This is a genomic window from Acidihalobacter yilgarnensis (genome assembly GCF_001753245.1).
Lineage (GTDB): Bacteria > Pseudomonadota > Gammaproteobacteria > DSM-5130 > Acidihalobacteraceae > Acidihalobacter > Acidihalobacter yilgarnensis.
The window spans coordinates 2,004,372-2,026,304 of record NZ_CP017415.1 but is presented as its reverse complement, the minus strand read 5'-3'; the positions used below and the strand labels follow the sequence as shown (position 1 = coordinate 2,026,304).

Genomic DNA, 21,933 nt, shown 5'->3' with positions numbered 1-21,933 from the left:
ACAGACAGGATCAAAGTTATGCCTTGATCCTGGTCGACTCCTCCTGCTTATGGGGCGCCATTGGCGCCCCTTCTTTTTTATTTTATTTCAATCTCTTATGTAATTTTTTTCGAGGGGTATCGTGCAGTTCGTACGAGTATTTAACCCCCGCTCGATAAGGCGCCTGGGCCGAGGTGAAGCGCGTAGGCGATCCAACCGAGGCTGACCAAAATCAGTGGGAAGACGGTCCACGGTGTGACGATACGTCGAAATAACGCGCTACCGGGACGATATCCCAGTCCATAGACGAAGCCGCCTGCGGCGGCCAGTGTCGTCAGTACGAACAGTGGTTCGCGAATGCCTTCCCCTGAAAAGGCGATGGTCCAGGGATAAGACATAACAAGCAAGGCAACGGCGGCTCCGCCCAACAGGGCGATGCCATTGATCAGGTGTGTGCGTATTCCGATGGGCATATAGCACCCGAGTGTGAGGGTGGATGGTTGATCTAAACAAGCACAGCGCGAGCCTTTGAGAGGTGGCCCGCGCTGCATGGGCGTGATGTGTTTAGTGCTTGGGGTGCTCGTCGCGCGCCTGCCGAGCCTCGATCTGTGTGTCGAGTAAGGCGCCGCCTGCGGCCGAGACCAGTACGATCATGACGGTACCCACGATCCAGGCGAAGTACCAGGGGCCGTAGTCACCGATAATGACCGTCAAGAAGATCAGTAGTAACGCCAGTACAGTAAAAACAAGATATCGCATCGCTTTGGGTTTCCTCGAAGTTTGGCGTCCGATGTGCGCGGCGTGCTCAATAGGCGTGGTCGTCTTCGGCTACTTGCTTGGCGGTGACCTTGCCACGCATCACCCAGTAGCACCAGCTGGTGTAGACGATGATGGTGGGCACGAATACGATCGTCCAACCGAGCATCCAGCCGAGCGTGTTGGCGCTCGATGAGGCGTTCCAAACCATGAGGCTGTGGGCGGGGTCTGTTACCGATGGCATGAGAAACGGAAAGGTGGCCGCGGCAACTGTGCCGAGGATGCCGATCCAGCCAAGGGCGCCCAGCCACCAAGCCACATGCGAGCGTCCCATTCGTGCCAGCAGGGTGGCGAGCATGACACTGATGTAGGTGAGCAGCGGCAGCAGCCAGAGAATCGGGTGATTGGCATAGTTTTGCAGCCAGCCACCAGAAACGATGCTCACGGGTAGGTTGGTAAGTGGCGATGCCTGCATGCCTGGGTCGAGCGTGCCGTTGATCACGAAGCCTTTCATGTTGGCGACCCAGATGCCCGCAATCGTGAACAGAATGAGGGCGAGCGGCCCGGCCAATCCCGCTACGCGCCGTGCACGCTCGTACAACGCACCTTCGCCACGATTCATCAGCATGAGCGAGCCCATCAGGGTGGACATAGATACTGAGACCAGGCCCGCGAGGATGGCGAAGGGGTTGAACAGGGTGATGAAGCTACCGGTGTAAACGGAGACCGCCGTGCCTTCCTGAGCGAAATGGAAGGGAAAACCGACCAGGATGTTGCCGATTGCCGCGCCGTAAACGAGCATTGGCACGAAACCACTGACGAACAGGGTCCAGTCCCATAGGTTACGCCACTTTGCGGAGGCGAGCTTGCTGCGGTATTCAAACCCCAGTGGTCGAAGGATCATCGACCATAACAATACCAACATGACTACGTAGAGGCCCGAGAAGGCAGTGCCGTAGAGTGTCGGCCAGGCGGCGAAGATCGCGCCGCCGCCGAGGACGAACCAGACCTGATTGCCGTCCCAGTGCGGTCCGATGATGTTGAGCGCGATGCGGCGATCCTCGTCCGTGCGCCCGACGTAGCGCAGGATGGTGCCGACGCCCATGTCCATGCCGACCATGATGGCCAGCGCCATGAGTAGAACGCCGAGCAGTAGCCACCAGGTGATTTTGAGTATTGCGTAGGTCGTTAATACTTCCATGATGTCCTCTTTCGATCACTCAGTCGCGGTGGGGGGCCAGCAGGGGATGGGCGAACACAGGCTGGCCGGCCAAGCTACCGCCGGCGCGCGAGCCCGGTTCATCGGGGCCTTGGCGGACGAACTTGGTCATTAGATACATCTCGACCACGATGAAGCAGGTGTAGAGGAGGACGAAGCCCGTCAGCGAAAAAATCATGTAACTGGCGCTGTGCGTCGAGGCGGATATCCAGGTCGGTAGCTGCTCGTATACCGTCCAAGGTTGACGGCCCACCTCGGCGGTTACCCAGCCCATCTCGCAGGCGAAGAAAGGGACTGGAATGAACCAGGGGGCTATCTTCAGGAAGCCGGTCCGTCTGCAGTCCGTTTTGAGCGAATACAGCGTGGCGAAGATCAGGAATACGAGCATCGCGAAACCGGCTGCAACCATCAACCGGAATGACCAGAACAGTATCCAGACTTCCGGAATCGTGTCTTTTGCGGCCTTTTCGATCTGAGTCGGGGTTGCCTTGGCTACATCGGGTGCGTAGCGCTTGAGCAGGAAGGCATAGCCCAGATCCTGTTTGTGTGCATCGAATGTGGCCAGTGCCTGCTTGTTGTCCGGGTTTTTCTGGATTGCCTGCAGAGCCATCAGCGCTGGGATACCGTTTTTGATGCGCTGAGCGGCCTCCTGTTCAAGTTGATTGATGCCGACGATGGGTGTGCTCAAGTCATGTTTGACCAGTATTGAGAGCAGGTAGGGGATCTTGATTGCGAACAGATTGCGTTGTTCCTCCTGACTCGGGAAGGCGATGGCGTTGAAGCTGGCCGGTGCCTGCTCGGTTTCCCACAGACCCTCCATCGCGGCCAACTTGGTCGGTTGCTTACCGCCGTCAATGAAGCCGAGCGCGTCTCCCAGAGTGATTACACCAACCGAGGACAGCACGCCGAACAGTGCAGCCATGCGCAAGGAGCGGCGTGCGAGTTCGATGTGACGGCCCTTGCTCAGATACCAGGCACTGATGCCGACGACGAAAATCGCCGCGGTCACGTAGCCCGCGAGCGAGGTGTGTACGAATTTGGCCTGCGCATCTGGATTGAACAGTAAGTGCATGAAGCTGGTAAGTTCAAGGCGTTGAGTGAACGGATTGAACGTGGCGCCATGTGGGTCCTGCATAAAGCCGTTAGCGATCAGTATCCACAATGCAGACAGGTTCGAGCCGAGCGCGACCAGCCAGGTGACGGTCAGGTGCTGCACACGATTCAGTCGATGCCAGCCCAGTAGCATCAGGCCGACAAAGGTGGATTCCATGAAGAAGGCCATTAGGCCTTCAACCGCCAGGGGCGCCCCGAATACGTCGCCGACGTAATATGAATAGGTGGACCAATTGGTGCCGAACTCGAATTCCATGGTCAACCCGGTGGCCACGCCGAGTGCGAAATTGATCGCGAAGAGCTTGCCCCAGAATTGCGCCATTTCCTTGTAGATCGTACGTCCGGTGGTAACGTAGACCGTTTCCATGGCTGCCAGGATGAAACTCAATCCCAGCGTGAGTGGCACGAACAAAAAATGGTAAAGCGCGGTGGCGGCGAATTGCCAACGCGATAGGTCCACGACGAGATCGCTTGGAACCATGCTCTCCTCTCCTCAGCAGAATGGGGGTAGCCTTAGCGCGGCAACATCCTTTCGATACCGCACGGCACGGCGTTGGCTAGCGGCAAGGGTGCCTGTGCCCCTGGTTATGATTCAGTTAGGCTAACCCGCGCCGCTGAAGAGAGTATGTTGATATGCTAATACTGAAAAATTGACATCGGTCAATTTAAGTTGAATTAGCTGAGGTCGAATTGGCGCGTAGCAACACATACAGCGCACCTGTGCCCCCGTCTACCGGGCGCGCAGATGCAAAAGCCAGCACCTCATCCAGCTGACGGAGCCAGTGGTTGACACCCGGTTTGAGTACCGGGCCGTGGTTGCCTGAGCGCCAGCCCTTGCCGTGAATGATGCGTACGCAGCCTAGACGTTGCAGATGTCTTTCACGTACGAAGGCGAGCAGGGCCTGGCGCGCTTCACGCAGCCCAAGTCCGTGGAGATCGAGTTCCGCATCGATGCGATACTGCCCACGCCGAAGCCGCCGAATCATTTGCCGTGAGGTACCTGGGCGCGCATAGCTGAGAATGTCGCCGGGTTGCAGATCGGGATCGTCTGGTGGGTCCTGGAGCGAATCTTCAATCAATTGCCTTGGCGCTGGATCTCGCTGCAACGGCCGTGGCGGCGGGGCTGGGCGATAATCTGGGTGCTGGTCCGTGCGTACGGGCCGCACCTGACCGATGGCTTGCCGGAACAGTTCTCCGTCCTCGTCGTCCATATCTGGCATGCGCGATCCTCCCGCGGGTCATAGGGGCGGAGTCCGCCTGTTTGCAGTATATTAGCGCGCGATCGTACGGGGGTCCTATGCACTTTTTACTAAGTAATGACGACGGCTATCTTTCCGAGGGGCTATCGGTATTGGCCGAAGCCCTGGGTACGCTGGGGCGCGTCACTGTGGTTGCTCCGGATCGGGATCGCAGTGGCGCAAGTAATTCGCTAACGCTGACGCGCCCGTTGCGCGCAACCCAGATGCCCAATGGCTATATCCGCGTCGATGGGACGCCAACCGATTGTGTGCACCTCGCCTTGACCGGCTTATTGGAAAATGAGCCGGACATGGTGATCGCGGGGATCAATCATGGCGCAAATCTGGGCGATGATGTCCTGTATTCGGGCACCGTGGCGGCTGCCATGGAGGGGCGTTTCTTGGGGTTGCCGGCGATTGCAGTATCGTCAACCAGCTTTCAGCCGGCGCATCTTGAGGCGGCCGCCAGCGCTATGTTGGGCATTATCCGCCGGCTGTGCGACGATCCGCTGCCGCGAGATACTATTCTCAGCGTCAATGTGCCTGATCGTCCGTTGACCGAGCTTAAGGGGTTTCAGGCGACCCGCTTGGGTAACCGCCACCGTGCCGAGGGCATGCTTAAGACCACAGACCCGCGTGGTCGTAGTATCTATTGGGTGGGGCAGGCTGGTCCGGAACAAGACGCCGGGCCGGGCACAGATTTTCATGCGATCAATCATGACTACGTTTCAGTAACGCCGATCAAGGTCGACTTGACGCGTCATGAAGCGGTGGAGCATCTGCAGGAATGGTTGCTCACATGCCCGATTTGACGACGGATTCCCTTAGCGGTATCGGCATGACATCGCAGCGTACGCGTGACCGCATGGTTGAGCGTCTACGTACCCAGGGCATTCAGAACGCTTCAGTATTACGGATCATGGCGGCGACGCCGCGCCATCTGTTCGTGGATGAAGCACTGGCTACGCGCGCATATGAAGATACGGCCTTACCCATCGGGTTTGGTCAGACGTTGTCGCAACCCTATGTCGTTGCCCGAATGACGGAGCTGCTGCTGGAGGCTGGTATGCCGACCAGTGTATTGGAGATCGGTACGGGATCTGGTTATCAGGCGGCGGTGCTCGCGCAACTGGTGCCTAGGGTGTACACGGTCGAGCGCATCGGTGCGCTGGCACAGCGGGCGCGGCGTCTGCTGGACGGCGTCGGCTTCCGCAACATCCAGTTTAAGCTCGATGATGGCCATATGGGTTGGCTGGAGCAGGGGCCTTATGAGGCGATATTGCTCACAGCAGCACCCGGAGAGATTCCGGAATCCCTGCTTCAGCAATTAACTCCGGGTGGACGTCTGCTGGCGCCGGTTGGTGCGGGCGAACGACAACACCTGGTCATGGTGACGCGTGAAGGAAACATTTTTGTCCACCGCACGCTTGATGCGGTTTCCTTTGTGCCGATGCGTGCCGGTCATGAGGCCTGAAGCCCTGTTCGTCGGTCTTTATGCCGAGGTGTTCTCGAATGGGTTGAACGTCCTGCGACATGGCGGCGTTTCGCCTGCCTAAGTTTGGCTGAATCCCCATGCTCTCCCCAGTCCCGCCCGATGTGATGAAGGTTTTCACGATGACGGTGGGTCTGGCGACCCTGTTGCTCGCGTCTTTTGTCTCCGTCTTCTGGCCAGGGTCGTATGCTGCCCTCTAGTTTCGAAACTCTATAGAAGGGCTGTGCTGGGAGCCTGTTGGCAACCCTCGCGTTACTCTGGCCTAATCTCGGGTAAGCTTGAAGTGTCGCCCTCAAGTCGCTGGTAGAACGAGAAATGCAGCCTTTCCTGAAATCGTGTACTGGATTGCCCGTCACCTCGCCCTGTGAGTGGATGCATCGGGGAGGGTGTGCCGTAAGAGATGTTGACGGATGATGTATCGCTCTGTGCGTTGTCTGATCCTTGCCTTGCTGCTTTCCTGGCTATCCGCCTGTTCGGTGATGCCTTATCAGGGAAGCGGTTTTCATGCTGGTTACGTCCAAGTTCGCAAAGGTGAAACACTGTATGCGATTGCTTGGCGCTTTGATCTGGATTATCACGAGGTGGCTCGCTGGAATGGATTGTCAGCTCCCTACACACTGACGCCAGGGCAATGGATTCGAATGAACCCGCCCGGGCAGAATCAGCAGCTTGCTCGTGCAGCGCCGCCTCAAGCCAGACCTCAGTCATCGGCGGTGCCGTCACCTGGTGAGGCGCGGCCCTATAGACCCGCATCACCGCCACCGGCCTCGCCTATCGGCCGTTCGCGCCCAGCAGAGGCGGCGGCACCCAGCCGATTGCACTGGCTGTGGCCGACCCAGGGCCGTTTGCTGCAGGCCTATTCAAAGACTGAACAGGGGATCGAAATCGGCGGTCGCCTGGGGCAGCCGGTGATAGCCGCTGCTGCCGGACAGGTTGTGTATAGCGGCAATGGCCTACCCAGTTATGGCAACCTCATTATCATCAAGCACAATGGCCATTATCTGAGTGCTTACGGGCACAACCAGAAGCTTTTGGTGAACGAAGGTGATGTGGTGAAGCAGGGGCAGAAAATCGCCTTGATGGGTGAAACTGGTACCGGTATTACCCAGCCGATGCTGTTTTTCGAGATCAGAGTGGACGGCGATCCTGTAAACCCTATAACCTATCTACCTGGAAGGGCTAAATAGCACATTTAATATAATTAAAACAAATCATCAACAACCGGGGACCACTGACGTGGAATGGAGGGTTGTGAAGTATGAATATCAGGGGAGATGTGGATCCGCGAGCGCTGGTCGATCTGGAAAAGCGCGAGTTAGGTGATGATGGCGTAGGAGAATCGCGAATCGAGGTGGATTTTACCGCAGTGCCAGCAGTCGATGCTGCCGGGTCGGGGTTGGATGAATTGACGGACGATGACGACGACGATGAGAGCGAAGATGAAACCGTCGCCGACGTCGAAATCCTTCAGGTAGCGGCGGCGGCGGCCGAGCCAGAGCCTAAGTCTGTCAAGAAGCCGCGACTTACCGCATCGTCTGCGGAGATGGACGCTACCCGTCTGTATCTTAAGGAAATCGAGTATTCCAAGCTGCTCACGCCGCAGGAAGAGGTTTATTACGCTCGTCTTGCTCAGCGTGGTGATGAGACCGGCCGGAATAAGATGATCGTCTGCAATCTTCGGTTGGTGGTCAAAATCGCACGTCGCTACATGAACCGTGGGCTTGCATTCCTGGACCTGATCGAGGAAGGCAATCTCGGCCTGATCCGTGCAGTGGAGAAATTCGATCCAGAGCGTGGGTTTCGCTTTTCCACTTATGCGACTTGGTGGATCCGACAGACCATTGAGCGTGCGATTATGAATCAGACGCGCACGATCCGCTTACCGATTCATGTCGTCAAGGAGTTGAACGTTTATTTGCGTACAGTCCGGGCCCTGACTCAGCAATTCAACCGAGATCCGACTTTGCACGAAATTTCCGAGGTAATGGGGCGCCCGGTCGATGAAATCAAGCGTCTGTTGCAGCTCAGTGAGCGGGCGACGTCCATGGATATCACGATTGGGCAGGATAGTGGGCGATCACTGTCGGAGATGATACCCGACGAGCAATCCCAGGAGCCTGCCGAGCTGCTTCAGGATGAAAATATCTCCGCCTATGTCAGTCATTGGCTAGGGCAGCTTGATTCAAAGCAGCGCGAGGTAATTGTCCGACGTTTTGGTCTCATGGGATATGAGAAGGCGACGCTTGAAGAGGTCGGTAGCGCCCTGGGCGTCACGCGGGAGCGAGCGAGGCAAATCCAGATGGAGGCGCTGCGCCGTTTGCGTCAAATACTGGAAGGGACCGGGTTTTCGGAAGAGGCATTGCTGCAGAATTGATCTCCAGGTGGTGTCGCCCTCTCTGCAAGGAGGGCGTCAGTCGGCCATCAGTAATGCAGCGGCAACCCGTCTTTTTTCGGCCATTAGTACCGTATAGGTACGGCATGCAGCAGCAGTGTCCATGAACTCGCAGCCGATGCTTTCTGCCGCAAGCTGCTTGAGAATGTCGGTCTCAGGGAAGCGTTGATGGCGTCCCGTGCCAACCAAGATGATCTCGGGGGTCATCGCCAGAATTTTCCCTAGGTCGTCGGCGGTGAACTCGGTGAGATGTGTCGGCCGCCACGGCGTGTGCAGCTGATCCGGCATCACAATCACGCTATGCGTATACGCAACATGATTGATGCTGACCCAGCCTGGGCCATAGGCATCAATGACATAGCTGGCATCTGCGGTGTCTTCGGTAAATCGCATACCCGTAAGTTTATCATTACTCGGCTGGGCGATTGACAGTCCCGATGCACATGCGTAATGTCGATCGCTTTGAAATCGGCACCTTTTTGCCCTGTAGGCCTTTGTGTGAAAGACGAATTTCCGCGCATTCAGCGCCTTCCGCCTTATGTATTCAACATAGTCAACGAGCTTAAGGCTAAGGCCCGTAGCCGTGGCGAAGACATCATCGATTTCGGTATGGGTAATCCGGATCGCCCGACGCCGCCCCACATCGTAGAAAAAATGATTGAGGCAACGCGGCGGGGCGACACGCACCGTTATTCGGTTTCCCGCGGCATCCCTCGCCTGAGACGGGCTATCTGCCAATGGTATCGAGACCGTTTCGACGTTGAGCTCGATCCGGATTCCGAGGCGATTGTAACCATCGGTTCGAAGGAGGGGCTGGCGCACTTGGCATTGGCGACCCTCGGGCCTGGGGATGCGGTTCTCGTGCCGAATCCGGCTTACCCGATTCATCCATATGGTTGCGTGATCGCGGGCGCTGATATCCGTCATGTACCGATGACGCCTGATGTCGATTTTTTCCAAGAGCTGGATAAGGCGATCAAGGACAGTTGGCCACGTCCGAAAATGCTGATCCTGAATTTCCCCGGAAATCCTACCGGACAGTGCGTGGAACTGGATTTCTTCGAGAAGGTTGTGGCGATCGCCCGTGAACACGGCATATGGGTTGTGCACGACATCGCTTACTCCGAAATCACCTTCGATGGGTACGTCGCTCCCTCCGTGCTGCAGGTGCCGGATGCCAAGGATGTCGCCGTTGAGTTCTATTCGCTTTCCAAGACCTACAACATGCCAGGTTGGCGCGTGGGTTTCATGTGCGGCAATGCGAAGCTCGTCGCCGCGCTGGCGCGAATGAAATCCTACCTCGATTACGGCATGTTCACGCCGATCCAGGTGGCCGCGATTACGGCACTGGAAGGCCCGCAGGATTGCGTGTCAGAAATCCGTGAAACCTACCGCCGACGTCGCGATGTGCTTTGCGAGGGACTCAATGGTATCGGCTGGGAAGTCGAACGCCCGAAGGCGACCATGTTTGTGTGGGCAAAAATTCCAGAGCGCTATCGCGAATTGGGCTCGCTGGAATTTTCCAAGCGCGTGCTCAAGGAAGCCAAGGTCGCGGTTTCGCCAGGTATTGGCTTCGGTTCGTATGGCGACGATCATGTCCGCTTCGGGCTAATCGAGAATGAACATCGCACACGCCAGGCTATTCGTGGCCTTAAACAAATGTTTCGGGCGGGCTAGCCTGTATTACGATTGAATGCGTTCGATTTGAAACGCGGATTATAAAGATCCTTGGAGGAAGCATTGGAAGCAGTAAAAGTCGGCCTTTTGGGGCTCGGCACCGTCGGTTGTGGGGTTGTGCGTGTGCTGGCGCGCAATGACGAAGAGATTGCACGCCGCGCAGGGCGAGCCATCCGCATTGTCCGCGCCGCGTCGCGTGATCTGTCGGTAAGCCGCGATTGTGATCTAAGTGGTATCGCGTTGACCAATCGTGCGCAGGACGTGGTTGATGATCCCGAAATCGATATCGTTGTCGAGCTTATCGGTGGGACTACGATCGCATACGAGATGGTCATGCGCGCCATCGATCAGGGTAAGCATGTGGTGACCGCCAATAAGGCCCTGATTGCGCTCTATGGCAATGAGATATTTGCGCGCGCCAGCGAACAAGGCGTCACCGTGGCATTCGAGGCGGCGGTCGGCGGCGGCATTCCTATCATCAAGGCGATACGCGAGGCATTGGCCGGCAATACTATCGAATGGCTTGCTGGCATCATCAACGGTACCGGGAATTTCATTCTCAGTGAAATGCGCGACAAGGGGCGGGACTTCGAGGATGTTCTGTCCGAGGCGCAGAGTCTGGGTTATGCCGAGGCTGATCCGACCTTCGATGTCGAGGGTATTGATGCTGCGCACAAGTTGACCATACTGGCTTCGATTGCCTTCGGCATTCCGCTGCAATACGAACGGGTTTATACCGAAGGCATCACTCGAATCACCCGCGAGGATGTCACTTATGCGGCTGAACTGGGTTATCGCATCAAGCATCTGGGCATTGCCCGTCGTCGTGATTCCGGTATCGAGCTGCGCGTGCATCCGACACTGATTCCGCATCGCCGGCTGATCGCTAACGTGGATGGCGTCATGAATGCAGTCCTGGTGCGCGCCGATGCCGTAGGCTCAACACTGTACTATGGGCCAGGTGCCGGCGCTGAGCCGACTGCCTCGGCGGTGGTTGCGGATCTGGTCGACGTGACGCGTGCACTGACCGTTGACCCGAATAATCGAGTCCCTCACTTGGCCTTTCACCCGGACTCGCTTATCGATTTGCAGGTATTGCCCATCGGCGAGGCAGTTACCGCGTATTATTTGCGCTTACGTGCGCAGGATCGACCCGGCGTATTGGCTGATATCACGCGTATATTGGGTGATCTATCGATTAGTATCGAAGCCGTATTGCAGCGTCAGCCCGCAGAAGAAGCGACGGATGCCTCGATTGTCATCATTACAGCAGCGGTTCGCGAGGCGAATATGGATGAGGCGATACGGCGTATCGAAGCATTGGAAACCACGGCCGATCACGTGACTCGGATACGCCTGGAAAATCTGAGCTGAGTTATGCCAGGCGCAAGCATCTGCGATGCGCAGAATCGAGGAGGCGCGTTTCCTCTTGCAGGCCAGCGGCCGGTGGGTTACACAGGCTAGGGACTCAGGGATAGGATGTTGAGTCGTCCTCTGGGTTGCCTTGATGCAGCGTTCGCAAGCGTGCGGCGATACGCGAACGCGCCTCCTCCGGTAGTGTCAGTGAGCGAGACGACTCCGCCATAGTGTCCACCGCATCGTCGATCCATTGAAGCTGCACGCGGTATCGGCGGCAGTTTTTGCAGACCGCCAAATGTAGCGACAACTTCGTTTTCAGCGGCCACGCAAGTGTCTGATCCCTTTCCAGAGACAGGTAGTATCCCGCTTCGCGGCAACTGAGCATACCCATCATGATGCGCGTCCTCCGAACCAGAGTGCCTCCAGGCACTGTCTGATGGATAGTCTGGCCCTGTGCAGCAGTACATATAGGTGATTGGGTTTGACGCCCAGTGCCAATGCAACCTCGTCGCTGCTACCTTCCTGGAACTCTTGAAGGTTAAAAGCTTCACGCTGCAGCTCGGGTAATCTGCCCAGGCAAACCGCCAGCACATCCCACAAGGCATCGGCCTCGGTTTCCTTGAGGGGATCACGCCCCCATTTGCTTAGATCCTGGCGCCAATGTCCATTTTCATCGAAGACGCGTCGCTCAAGGTTCGATCCATCTTGTTCGAGCGCATCAAAATCGACACTGGTTTCCCTTGAGCGGCTGTGTTGGCGGTAGTGATCCGCGATTTTATGCCGAAGTATGCCGATCAACCAGGTTTTCTCGCTGGAGCGCATCGCGAATTGTTCACGATGTTGCCATGCCGATAACAGCGTTTCTTGAACGATGTCTTCAGCGACGGCAGGGTCGCCCGTGCGAATCAATGCGTGGCGGTACAGAGAGCTGCCATAGCGTTCCAACCAGAGATCCGGTTGGGTGGTCGTTTCGTGTGTGAGGATTGTCAAAATGCGATTACCACGTTGCCCGACTTTGAGCTTAGCACATCGTATTGGGATTCCCGTGTAGCTCCATCCTGTAAGAAAAATATTGGCTGAAACGACAGTGCAATTGAGGCAAAGTCCTCAAGAGCTGGTTCTACAATAATCGAAAAGGGGATGGGAATGAACAAGAGTAAACGCAAATTGACCTATGCACTGGCTGCGATGCTGACACTGGGTGTCGGCGGCATGACTACAACCGTATACGCGGCACCCGCGATGGAAAAATGCTACGGCATTAGCAAGGCGCATCACAACGATTGCGCTACAGCAACGAATTCATGTGCCGGCACTACCACGGTTGACCGGGACCCGCATGCCTTTATTGCTGTGCCGGTAGGTGTGTGCCAGAAAATTTCTGGCGGGAATTTGGATAAGCCATAGCCACGCGTGTTAATTCATCCGATGCCGTATTTGTGCGGCATCGGATATTTTTATCTCGACTTAATTGGAAGACTGAGAATTAAAGTGTGCGCGTAAAGAGTTGGTTCGAACCCAAGTGCGCGCCAAATTGGCGCTTGCGCAGCGTGAAATTGTTTTTTTATTGATCGAGTCTTTTATTTCCATGGAAGTGACGATGATTAGGCGTGTATCTATATATTCATCACCGCTGTTCAATGGTTGTTTTCTGTTGAGCGTTCATATTTTATTTATATTGGCCATACCATAGGCATGCTCCAAAGAAAGCATCAGAAGCGTAGAGTCGACGGGGTAGGTGAGATGAGCATAAAAAAACCGGCTATATAGGCTTTGCGGACATGCACATGGGTAGCGTATATGATTTTTTTGGCAGGAGTGCAATCCACACTACATGTTGAATGCTCATCCAGCTGGAAGAGGGCGACTTTGATTTCTTCATGTATGAAATGGCCGATAGCGCCATCGAATGTATCAGCTGGATATGCGATCCAACCTGCTGATCAATAAATTGAGAGTTATGTGTTGGGTCCCGAGTCCCAAGTCGGTTGTTTGGGAGTGCCAAGGCTGCTTCGTTGTTATGACGAGGCGTGTCTGGGATGCGATTTGCGGTGGAGAAGAGCGGCTAGCGCCAGCTGATGGGCAAATTTTTGCCGGCCAGCTGACGTAGCGTGCTGGCCACGCATTCGTCAACAAAGGTGATGCGCGCGGTGTTAGCGTGGGCACGCTGTGCCCAGCGTGCCGGCTGATCCAAGCCTGCAAGTTGATACAGCGCGGGAGCGGGGAAGTAGAAGGCCTCGACAAATTGGCGAAAAACGTGATTCAGAAGAGGCAGATAAATCGGGGCCAAGCGGCCGGCTATGGGCAGGCAATACTCCAGGGTTGCTCTGGCATGCACGATGTGGCGTGCTTCATCGATTGCATGGAGGGTGATGATTTCGTAGATGGTGTCTGAAATCTGGGCGCGGTGCTTGCGGATCATACGGTTCATGTGATCTGGAACCTGTTCTCCGATCAGCACCGCGATCCAGAAGGCGGCCGAACGGTAGGGCGCGTGGCGGCCAACCCAGGTTGCCAGTCGTGGCCGCTTGAAGGCGGCCGGATCAATGGGCAATCCACTGCGTTGGATCAACTCCATAAACATGAGGCTGTGGCCCGCTTCCTCGCGTAACTCATGCAGGCGGTAAAGGGTTTCTGATGGCTGGCCGAGTGAATCTGCCAATGCGCGGCTGATCCTCTCCATGAAGATGCCCTCCAGCCAAAGGGCCTTCTCGATGAAGTTGATGAATTCATACTGCGAGAGACGTTTACGCTGTGCTTCAGGCAGGTGATCGTAGGCTGGGATGCCATGAAGGCTAACGGCGGCTTCTGGCAACCACCAGTGATCGAGGTCCAGGGATTGCCAGTCGATGCGACTCAGCGGATCCCGATAGGGGTTGCTGCTGCGATTGAGCTGTTCTGTAAGAGCGCTGGCTTGCGCAACCATGAGTGAGTGCATGCTGGAGGTTTGCCGCCGTATTCTAAGGCATTACGCCGCCATGTGACAGAGCGCACTGATGATGAATCGGATGCACGAATGTGGCGCACCAGATCTTCAGCGCGAGGTCGGAGTGATAATCTCGTTGCTGATCCGTTATTGCCAACACCGGTAGAGGACGTACGAACCGCAATCGTCCTCACCGCGCCTTGATCAGCCCACGTGTCGCGAGCTGGGTATGCATTCCAGTGTCAATCGATGAATGTTGCCAACATACCCGGTATTTTCGCTATCGGTCTTGCTTGTGAGACAGTAACCGTTGAGGAAAGGCCACTCGCCTGTCACCGACCGTTGCCGTGATCTCGCCTGTATCCAGGGTGAATCGATCCTGAAACGATCGCAACAAGGGTAATCCCCCATTTTTAGCGATGTTCAGAAATGGAAGGGTTAAGCCACCAGGGCGAGCTTCTGTTTTGGGGTGATGCCTCCGAGGGCCATGTTTGGCCGTTCGTGGTTGTAGGTCCAGAGCCAGCGGGTGGCGAAGTTTTGGACCTCGTGGATCGACTCGAACAGGTATTGGTTCAGCCAGTCGTAGCGCACGGTGCGATTGTAGCGCTCGATATAGGCGTTCTGCTGAGGTTTGCCGGGTTGGATGAAGTTGAGCGCAATGCCGTGCTTGGCTGCCCAGGCGGCCAGGGTCGTGCTGACGTATTCTGGCCCGTTGTCGCAGCGGATCGCCTGCGGCTTGCCGCGCCATTCGATGACCCGATCCAGTGCGCGCACAACCCGTTCGGCCGGTAGCGAGAAGTCGGCCTCGATGCACAATCCTTCGCGGTTGTAGTCGTCAATGACGTTGAACAGCCGATACGGGCGCCCATCCTGTAAGCTGTCGTGCATAAAATCCATCGACCAGCTCTGGTTGAGCGCCTCGGGCACGGCCAATGGCTCGGGCTTGTCGCGCACGATCCGTCGCTTGGGCTTGATCCGCAGGTTCAGTTCCAGCGCCCGGTAGATGCGGTACACGCGCTTGTGATTCCAGCCAAAGCCCTTGACGTTGCGCAGGTGCAGAAAGCACAGCCCAAAGCCCCAGTTGCGCTGCTTGTGCGTCAGCCGAACCAGCCAGTCGGCGATGCGCGCGTTCTCTTCCGACGGATTCGCTTGATACCGATAGCATGTCTGACTGATCCCAAACGCACGGCAGGCCAGGCCGATGCTGATACCCCGTTGCGCCACACAGTCTTGGGCCCTCTCCCGGCGCGAAGAGGGCCTTACCATTTTCCCTCAAGGGCTTCCTTGCGAATCTCCGAAACCAGACGCTCCTCGGCGTACATCTTCTTCAGCCGCCGGTTCTCGTCCTCCAGCTCCTTCAGGCGGGCCATCAGCGAAGCGTCCATGCCGCCGTACTTGGCCCGCCACTTGTAGAACGTGGCGCTGCTCATGTCGTGCTCGCGGCACAGCTCAGGCACGGGCGTGCCGGCCTCGGCCTGCTTGAGAATGCTGATGATCTGGCTGTCTGAATCGCCCCGGGTTTTGAGGAGGCTTCAACTCTTGAGAGAATGAAGCCATGAACAAGTTGAACAAATTTTCCCCTGAGGTCCGTGAGCGTGCGGTGCGAATGGTCCAGGAGCATCGCGGGGAGTATCCCTCGCTGTGGGCCGCGGTGGAGTCGATCGCCCCGAAGATCGGCTGTTCGGCCAACACCCTGCATGAATGGGTCAAGCGTGTAGAGATCGATGCCGGGTCGCGCGCGGGTACGACCACAGCCGAGGCACAGCACATCAAGGAGCTGGAGCGCGAGATCAAGGAGTTGCGGCGTGCCAATGACATCCTGCGCACGGCCAGCGCTTTTTTCGCCCAAGCGGAGCTCGACCGCAAGCTGAAGTCCTGAACGCCTACATCGACGAGCATCGGGATGCCTATGGGGTCGAGCCGATCTGCCGCGTGTTGCAGGTCGCCCCATCGGCTTACCGGCGTCATGCGGCACGGCAGCGCAATCCGGAACTGCGCAGCGCCAGGGCCAAGCGCGATGAATGGCTGATGCCGCATATTGAGCGTGTCTGGCAGGCCAATATGCAGGTCTACGGTGCCGAGAAGGTCTGGAAGCAGATGAACCGCGAGGACATTGTCGTAGCGCGCTGTACCGTGGAGCGGCTCATGCGTCGCCTGGGCCTGGAGGGCGTACGTCGGGGCAAGATCGTTCGCACCACGACGCCTGACACATCGGTACCTTGCCCGCTGGACAGGGTCAATCGTCAGTTCCAGGCGGATCGCCCCAACCAGCTCTGGGTGTCGGACTTCACGTATGTCTCAACCTGGCAGGGCTGGCTCTACGTGGCCTTCGTCGTTGATGTGTTCGCCCGACGCATTGTGGGCTGGCGTGTCAGCACCAGCATGACCACGGACTTCGTACTCGACGCCCTGGAGCAGGCGCTGTACGACCGACAGCCCAGCTCGGAGGATACCCTGATCCACCACAGCGTCCGGGGCTCGCAGTATGTCTCCATCCGCTACAGTGAGCGGCTTGCCGAGGCAGACATCGCGCCGTCGGTTGGCAGCAAGGGCGACAGCTACGACAACGCCCTGGCCGAGACCATCAACGGACTGTATAAGGCCGAACTTATCCATCGTCGAGGGCCTTGGAAGACGCGGGAATCTGTGGAACTGGCGACCTTGGAATGGGTCTCGTGGTTTAACCATCAAAGATTGATGGGACCACTGGGTCATATACCTCCCGCAGAAGCTGAGGCAAACTATTACGAGCAACTCAACCGTCAAACAGCGGTAGCTGCTTAACTTAAACCAAACAGCCTCCGCGATACCCGGGGCGATTCAGTCCGTGTATCGCGATTTCTTCATGCGGAATCTCCTTACCGGTGAGTATCGGAAAATTCCACTTCTGAACGCTACTACTTTGAGGGGGGATTACCCAAGCGCGGCGACTACGCTCGATACGTGCAAAAGCCTGTTGCACGTCAGCATCTTCGCGTTCTTATGGGTCGCGATGACCGATTGGGCACTGAGGGCCTATCTATCCTAAACCTTCATCCAAATGGTCGACGCTTGGTGACATCGACCGCATGTACGTTAGGAAGGTTTGCCTTGGTCTGTCCGTTCGGGTAATCTCTCGCCTCTTTGCGGGGCGTAGCGCAGCTTGGTAGCGCACCTGAATGGGGTTCAGGTGGTCGGAGGTTCAAATCCTCTCGCCCCGACCAATAAAATCAAGGGGTTGGCGTTTTTCGCGCCGGCCCTTTTTTGTTTCTGGCGCTCCACGTTTACCGTCACGTTTACCAGCGGCGGTGGATAGGCGCAGGTGCTCCAATTATCGGCGCACTCGGTAGAATTGGTAGCGCGGGCAGCGATGATACGAGCTCGGAAAACGCATCGCTCGATAGTAGTTTGATGCAGACGGCGACTACGATTCTTCTGGCTGAAACCCTCACTCTTGCTGGGTTAACGAAAAAGCCTAGAGTTAACTTATTGTGTTAACCGGCTTTTTGCCCCCATAGCTGGGGAAACAACGCAGCTCGCAAATGCCCCTGATGCAAAGTCGCCAGGAGGGACCCAGGACCACCCCATTCATCGGGCCGTGGCCATGGCGCGCGCCAGTTCGCGCCCGAATATTTTGTTGAACCGTCGAGCAATCAAAGACTCAGCAGTGACACGATAGCCAAGTCTAGGTTTGGCAGGATGTGCATCAGCGAAACGGACGAGCAGCGTCAATGTTGATCGATTGCCTGCGATCATATGATGCTTTCCTTTGGTACCCATGTAGCCGCCTTTGCGACGACTGCCATATAGGCCGCGTTGCCAAATGCCATCCACCACATCGCCTGACTTGAATTTGATCTTGCCCACAAACACATCGGGTTTAGACAATAGTTGAGCGAGTCTCTTGCGCGGCAAGTTGCCGTACTTGTTGAGGCGAACATTCTCAGGCTTCAATAGAGCTGAACCGTTGAGCTTGTTCAATCCACCGAACTCGTACGGATAGAGATATGAAGCTGCGACATCGCGCACATAAACCGTCGCACTACGAGACAGCTTGTTGGCCTTGGTCGATCCGATGGATTTCTGGGTAAATGGTGTTGCCGTAGGCATTTTGGTCAGCAAGTTCTTGACCTCGGCTTTTTTCACTTCAACCGCCAATTCAGTCAATGCGCGGCCAGTTGCAAATGGAATCTGCTTGCGCACGAATGCTTCCAGCGACCTCTCGATCTCTTTGAGATTTGACCTTACGGAAATTTCGATCATGCCGCCGCACCTCGCGCCTTAGCAGCTGCAGCATGGATCGCTTTCGCTTGTATATGCACCCTCCCATCTGGATTCTCGCCGCCATCCGGTACAACGTGTGGGATGATCATCGAAGGTATGGGCTCATGCCGATATGAGCTTCGCAGTGGCTGGCGGCGCTGGCGATCGGCTGCTGTTCCTGCGAGAACAAGCTTCGCTTTGTATGCCGACAGGCTGGTGTTGAAGGCCAACGTGCAGGCTGTCGCAAGGGAATCGTGTTCGATACCGGCGGAAAAAATCCGTTTGCACCGTGTGCGCTCATTGATAATTGCGCTTTTGATTTTGGACGCGCTGGCAATCCATGGTCTTGGCGACGCGTCAGGCTTTCTCTGGGGCGATTTCTTGGCCGAATGGCCATTGGGCATCACGGATGCTCCTTTTGCTCTCTGAAGCGGCGTGCGCGGCCTCTTGGCAACCACCGCATGCCCGGGTTGATCGCGTAGGCCACTTGTCCGAATCGGAAAATTTATTTTCATGTTCGTCACCTAGAGTTTATGCGGCCCCGTCGCCGGGGCCACGTTGATCAAATCTCGACGCCCAACTGCGTGAGCTTGTTTATCAAGAAGCCGCGAGCACGTTGGAAGGCATCTCCTGTTACCGCGGCGCGGAAGTCGACCGGCTGATGCTGCGGGCGGTTGGGCTGATTAAGGTATGGCTCGATCTGATCTGGCCATGCACGCGCGCCTCGGGCGGACCATTGGGAACCCAGAGCATTGGCGGCCGCCATCATCGTGAGTGCATTCAACGTCGCATCCAGGGATTTCCTGTATGCGGTTCGACCGGCGTCAAAGTGACTACGGGCAAACTCTATGACAGCATCTGCGAGAATTTTCTCCAGCTGCGCCAATTCATTCGACAGGCTGGCCACCCGCGCCTGTTGCACTGCCATGGCTGCGCGCGCGCCCTCGATCTCACGGATCTCGGCATTTATCTCAGCGACATCAGGTGTCCGATCTTCGAGGTGAGCGTTTCCGACTTCTGCCTGCAGCTGTTGGCGCAGGCGTTCGAGGATGTCATCTTCGGCCGGCTGTTCGATGCGCTCATGGAGTTCATACGTTTGCGCGCCACCCGTTGGACCCCGGTAAATCCGCACAAGGTTTGCCGGGTCGTTTCGAGGGTCGGCCAGCATCTGCTCTACGCGTGTACGTGCAGCCTGTGGTAGCTGGGCGGCTGTCTTAACGTCGGCTAGTTTCTCCTGCGCGATCTGGAGTTCCTCTCGTTTCTGATTGACAGTTTCTGCTGCTTGCTTGATCTCGTGCATGGCTTGCTCCTCATGAAAGGCGGCATCCGCCGCGATAGAATGGTCGGTGTTTGATGTAATCGCGAACAGTGGATCGCAGCTTTGCCAGTGGCATGGCCGCGATTTCTCTGTCTTCAGCGACGGCAGGGTCGCCCGTGCGAATCAATGCGTGGCGGTACAGAGAGCTGCCATAGCGTTCCAACCAGAGATCCGGTTGGGTGGTCGTTTCGTGTGTGAGGATTGTCAAAATGCGATTACCACGTTGCCCGACTTTGAGCTTAGCACATCGTATTGGGATTCCCGTGTAGCTCCATCCTGTAAGAAAAATATTGGCTGAAACGACAGTGCAATTGAGGCAAAGTCCTCAAGAGCTGGTTCTACAATAATCGAAAAGGGGATGGGAATGAACAAGAGTAAACGCAAATTGACCTATGCACTGGCTGCGATGCTGACACTGGGTGTCGGCGGCATGACTACAACCGTATACGCGGCACCCGCGATGGAAAAATGCTACGGCATTAGCAAGGCGCATCACAACGATTGCGCTACAGCAACGAATTCATGTGCCGGCACTACCACGGTTGACCGGGACCCGCATGCCTTTATTGCTGTGCCGGTAGGTGTGTGCCAGAAAATTTCTGGCGGGAATTTGGATAAGCCATAGCCACGCGTGTTAATTCATCCGATGCCGTATTTGTGCGGCATCGGATATTTTTATCTCGACTTAATTGGAAGACTGAGAATTAAAGTGTGCGCGTAAAGAGTTGGTTCGAACCCAAGTGCGCGCCAAATTGGCGCTTGCGCAGCGTGAAATTGTTTTTTTATTGATCGAGTCTTTTATTTCCATGGAAGTGACGATGATTAGGCGTGTATCTATATATTCATCACCGCTGTTCAATGGTTGTTTTCTGTTGAGCGTTCATATTTTATTTATATTGGCCATACCATAGGCATGCTCCAAAGAAAGCATCAGAAGCGTAGAGTCGACGGGGTAGGTGAGATGAGCATAAAAAAACCGGCTATATAGGCTTTGCGGACATGCACATGGGTAGCGTATATGATTTTTTTGGCAGGAGTGCAATCCACACTACATGTTGAATGCTCATCCAGCTGGAAGAGGGCGACTTTGATTTCTTCATGTATGAAATGGCCGATAGCGCCATCGAATGTATCAGCTGGATATGCGATCCAACCTGCTGATCAATAAATTGAGAGTTATGTGTTGGGTCCCGAGTCCCAAGTCGGTTGTTTGGGAGTGCCAAGGCTGCTTCGTTGTTATGACGAGGCGTGTCTGGGATGCGATTTGCGGTGGAGAAGAGCGGCTAGCGCCAGCTGATGGGCAAATTTTTGCCGGCCAGCTGACGTAGCGTGCTGGCCACGCATTCGTCAACAAAGGTGATGCGCGCGGTGTTAGCGTGGGCACGCTGTGCCCAGCGTGCCGGCTGATCCAAGCCTGCAAGTTGATACAGCGCGGGAGCGGGGAAGTAGAAGGCCTCGACAAATTGGCGAAAAACGTGATTCAGAAGAGGCAGATAAATCGGGGCCAAGCGGCCGGCTATGGGCAGGCAATACTCCAGGGTTGCTCTGGCATGCACGATGTGGCGTGCTTCATCGATTGCATGGAGGGTGATGATTTCGTAGATGGTGTCTGAAATCTGGGCGCGGTGCTTGCGGATCATACGGTTCATGTGATCTGGAACCTGTTCTCCGATCAGCACCGCGATCCAGAAGGCGGCCGAACGGTAGGGCGCGTGGCGGCCAACCCAGGTTGCCAGTCGTGGCCGCTTGAAGGCGGCCGGATCAATGGGCAATCCACTGCGTTGGATCAACTCCATAAACATGAGGCTGTGGCCCGCTTCCTCGCGTAACTCATGCAGGCGGTAAAGGGTTTCTGATGGCTGGCCGAGTGAATCTGCCAATGCGCGGCTGATCCTCTCCATGAAGATGCCCTCCAGCCAAAGGGCCTTCTCGATGAAGTTGATGAATTCATACTGCGAGAGACGTTTACGCTGTGCTTCAGGCAGGTGATCGTAGGCTGGGATGCCATGAAGGCTAACGGCGGCTTCTGGCAACCACCAGTGATCGAGGTCCAGGGATTGCCAGTCGATGCGACTCAGCGGATCCCGATAGGGGTTGCTGCTGCGATTGAGCTGTTCTGTAAGAGCGCTGGCTTGCGCAACCATGAGTGAGTGCATGCTGGAGGTTTGCCGCCGTATTCTAAGGCATTACGCCGCCATGTGACAGAGCGCACTGATGATGAA

Annotated in this window: 23 protein-coding genes, 1 tRNA gene and 1 other annotated feature; of the genes, 11 read left to right on the top strand and 13 right to left on the bottom strand. The window is 56.2% G+C overall.

All coding sequences use genetic code 11. The features are described 5' to 3' along the window. Positions 1 to 140: 140 nt before the first annotated feature. The 5 genes from BI364_RS09640 to BI364_RS09620 all read right to left on the bottom strand — a co-directional run bounded on the left by BI364_RS09640 (position 141) and on the right by BI364_RS09620 (position 4,287). The gene (locus BI364_RS09640) at positions 141 to 452 is read right to left on the bottom strand and encodes a cyd operon YbgE family protein (RefSeq protein WP_070078548.1); all 312 of its coding nucleotides are present in this window, start codon (positions 450 to 452) and stop codon (positions 141 to 143) included. A gap of 91 nt (positions 453 to 543) precedes the next feature. Next, a complete protein-coding gene (locus BI364_RS09635; protein ID WP_070078547.1) occupies positions 544 to 738 on the bottom strand; it encodes a hypothetical protein in 195 nt (64 codons plus the stop codon). Positions 739 to 784: 46 nt separating this feature from the next. Continuing rightward, on the bottom strand, positions 785 to 1,936 hold the full coding sequence (cydB, locus tag BI364_RS09630) for a cytochrome d ubiquinol oxidase subunit II (RefSeq protein WP_070078546.1): 1,152 nt from the start codon (positions 1,934 to 1,936) through the stop codon (positions 785 to 787). A 19-nt stretch (positions 1,937 to 1,955) separates the two neighbouring features. Next, positions 1,956 to 3,548, bottom strand: coding sequence for a cytochrome ubiquinol oxidase subunit I (locus BI364_RS09625; RefSeq protein WP_070078545.1), 1,593 nt, complete (start codon positions 3,546 to 3,548; stop codon positions 1,956 to 1,958). Between the two features lie 184 nt (positions 3,549 to 3,732). After that, a complete protein-coding gene (locus BI364_RS09620; RefSeq protein WP_156782699.1) occupies positions 3,733 to 4,287 on the bottom strand; it encodes a Smr/MutS family protein in 555 nt (184 codons plus the stop codon). 77 nt (positions 4,288 to 4,364) lie between these two features. On the opposite strand from BI364_RS09620, the gene surE reads away from it, so the two are divergent. From surE to rpoS, 4 genes are all read left to right on the top strand, one after another. Then, a complete protein-coding gene (gene surE, locus BI364_RS09615) occupies positions 4,365 to 5,117 on the top strand; it encodes a 5'/3'-nucleotidase SurE (RefSeq protein ID WP_070078543.1) in 753 nt (250 codons plus the stop codon). Continuing rightward, entirely contained in the window at positions 5,105 to 5,779 is a 675-nt protein-coding gene (locus BI364_RS09610; protein WP_070078542.1) for a protein-L-isoaspartate(D-aspartate) O-methyltransferase, read from the top strand. Before surE ends, BI364_RS09610 begins: the two co-directional genes overlap by 13 nt. Positions 5,780 to 6,207: 428 nt before the next feature. Beyond that, the gene (locus tag BI364_RS09605) at positions 6,208 to 6,984 is read left to right on the top strand and encodes a peptidoglycan DD-metalloendopeptidase family protein (protein ID WP_070078541.1); all 777 of its coding nucleotides are present in this window, start codon (positions 6,208 to 6,210) and stop codon (positions 6,982 to 6,984) included. 71 nt (positions 6,985 to 7,055) lie between these two features. Next, entirely contained in the window at positions 7,056 to 8,171 is a 1,116-nt protein-coding gene (gene rpoS / locus BI364_RS09600; RefSeq protein WP_070078540.1) for an RNA polymerase sigma factor RpoS, read from the top strand. Between the two features lie 36 nt (positions 8,172 to 8,207). On the opposite strand, the gene BI364_RS09595 is transcribed toward rpoS, so the two are convergent. Then, entirely contained in the window at positions 8,208 to 8,582 is a 375-nt protein-coding gene (locus BI364_RS09595; protein WP_070078539.1) for an Mth938-like domain-containing protein, read from the bottom strand. Positions 8,583 to 8,687: 105 nt separating this feature from the next. Here BI364_RS09595 and alaC point away from each other — a divergent pair, with 105 nt between their 5' ends. Both alaC and BI364_RS09585 read left to right on the top strand, forming a co-directional pair. Continuing rightward, positions 8,688 to 9,866, top strand: coding sequence for an alanine transaminase (gene alaC / locus BI364_RS09590; RefSeq protein ID WP_070078538.1), 1,179 nt, complete (start codon positions 8,688 to 8,690; stop codon positions 9,864 to 9,866). 63 nt (positions 9,867 to 9,929) lie between these two features. After that, a complete protein-coding gene (locus BI364_RS09585; protein WP_070080005.1) occupies positions 9,930 to 11,240 on the top strand; it encodes a homoserine dehydrogenase in 1,311 nt (436 codons plus the stop codon). A gap of 94 nt (positions 11,241 to 11,334) precedes the next feature. Here BI364_RS09585 and BI364_RS09580 read toward each other — a convergent pair whose 3' ends face one another. Together BI364_RS09580 and BI364_RS09575 are read right to left on the bottom strand one after the other, a co-directional pair. Then, on the bottom strand, positions 11,335 to 11,619 hold the full coding sequence (locus BI364_RS09580) for an anti-sigma factor family protein (RefSeq protein ID WP_156782698.1): 285 nt from the start codon (positions 11,617 to 11,619) through the stop codon (positions 11,335 to 11,337). Then, the gene (locus tag BI364_RS09575; RefSeq protein WP_197495660.1) at positions 11,616 to 12,215 is read right to left on the bottom strand and encodes a sigma-70 family RNA polymerase sigma factor; all 600 of its coding nucleotides are present in this window, start codon (positions 12,213 to 12,215) and stop codon (positions 11,616 to 11,618) included. Before BI364_RS09575 ends, BI364_RS09580 begins: the two co-directional genes overlap by 4 nt. Before the next feature lie 156 nt (positions 12,216 to 12,371). On the opposite strand from BI364_RS09575, the gene BI364_RS09570 reads away from it, so the two are divergent. Continuing rightward, the gene (locus BI364_RS09570; RefSeq protein ID WP_070078536.1) at positions 12,372 to 12,632 is read left to right on the top strand and encodes a BufA1 family periplasmic bufferin-type metallophore; all 261 of its coding nucleotides are present in this window, start codon (positions 12,372 to 12,374) and stop codon (positions 12,630 to 12,632) included. 658 nt (positions 12,633 to 13,290) lie between these two features. Here the strand turns inward: BI364_RS09570 and BI364_RS09565 are convergent. Continuing rightward, entirely contained in the window at positions 13,291 to 14,163 is an 873-nt protein-coding gene (locus BI364_RS09565) for a diiron oxygenase (RefSeq protein WP_233279481.1), read from the bottom strand. 426 nt (positions 14,164 to 14,589) lie between these two features. After that, positions 14,590 to 15,647 (bottom strand): IS3 family transposase gene (locus BI364_RS09560; protein WP_407639354.1). Its coding sequence is split into 2 segments (ribosomal slippage): positions 14,590 to 15,425 and positions 15,425 to 15,647, totalling 1,059 coding nucleotides; the frame shifts between segments, so codons are not numbered across the junction. Between the two features lie 59 nt (positions 15,648 to 15,706). Between BI364_RS09560 and BI364_RS09545 the strand changes: the two genes are divergently transcribed. Further along, positions 15,707 to 16,935, top strand: a protein-coding gene (locus BI364_RS09545; protein WP_156782696.1) for an IS3 family transposase whose coding sequence is annotated in 2 segments (ribosomal slippage) — positions 15,707 to 15,995 and positions 15,995 to 16,935 — 1,230 coding nt in all. Because the reading frame shifts where the segments join, the coding sequence is not laid out codon by codon here. Next, positions 15,985 to 16,101, top strand: a sequence feature (AL1L pseudoknot). Its footprint overlaps the gene before it by 117 nt. A 342-nt stretch (positions 16,936 to 17,277) precedes the next feature. Beyond that, positions 17,278 to 17,354, top strand: a tRNA-Pro gene (locus BI364_RS09535). Between the two features lie 364 nt (positions 17,355 to 17,718). On the opposite strand, the gene BI364_RS09530 is transcribed toward BI364_RS09535, so the two are convergent. Further along, positions 17,719 to 18,393, bottom strand: coding sequence for a hypothetical protein (locus BI364_RS09530; protein WP_070078531.1), 675 nt, complete (start codon positions 18,391 to 18,393; stop codon positions 17,719 to 17,721). Positions 18,394 to 18,495: 102 nt separating this feature from the next. Between BI364_RS09530 and BI364_RS09525 the strand changes: the two genes are divergently transcribed. After that, complete coding sequence (locus BI364_RS09525; RefSeq protein WP_156782695.1) at positions 18,496 to 18,822, top strand: hypothetical protein; 327 nt, start codon at positions 18,496 to 18,498, stop codon at positions 18,820 to 18,822. A 133-nt stretch (positions 18,823 to 18,955) separates the two neighbouring features. Here the strand turns inward: BI364_RS09525 and BI364_RS09520 are convergent, their stop codons facing one another. Then, complete coding sequence (locus tag BI364_RS09520; RefSeq protein ID WP_070078529.1) at positions 18,956 to 19,693, bottom strand: hypothetical protein; 738 nt, start codon at positions 19,691 to 19,693, stop codon at positions 18,956 to 18,958. Between the two features lie 382 nt (positions 19,694 to 20,075). On the opposite strand from BI364_RS09520, the gene BI364_RS09510 reads away from it, so the two are divergent. Beyond that, positions 20,076 to 20,336 carry a BufA1 family periplasmic bufferin-type metallophore gene (locus BI364_RS09510; RefSeq protein WP_070078536.1) on the top strand — a complete coding sequence of 87 codons (261 nt, stop codon included), beginning with the start codon at positions 20,076 to 20,078 and terminating at the stop codon, positions 20,334 to 20,336. A gap of 658 nt (positions 20,337 to 20,994) precedes the next feature. Here the strand turns inward: BI364_RS09510 and BI364_RS09505 are convergent. After that, on the bottom strand, positions 20,995 to 21,867 hold the full coding sequence (locus BI364_RS09505; protein WP_233279481.1) for a diiron oxygenase: 873 nt from the start codon (positions 21,865 to 21,867) through the stop codon (positions 20,995 to 20,997). Between the last annotated feature and the right edge of the window lie 66 nt (positions 21,868 to 21,933).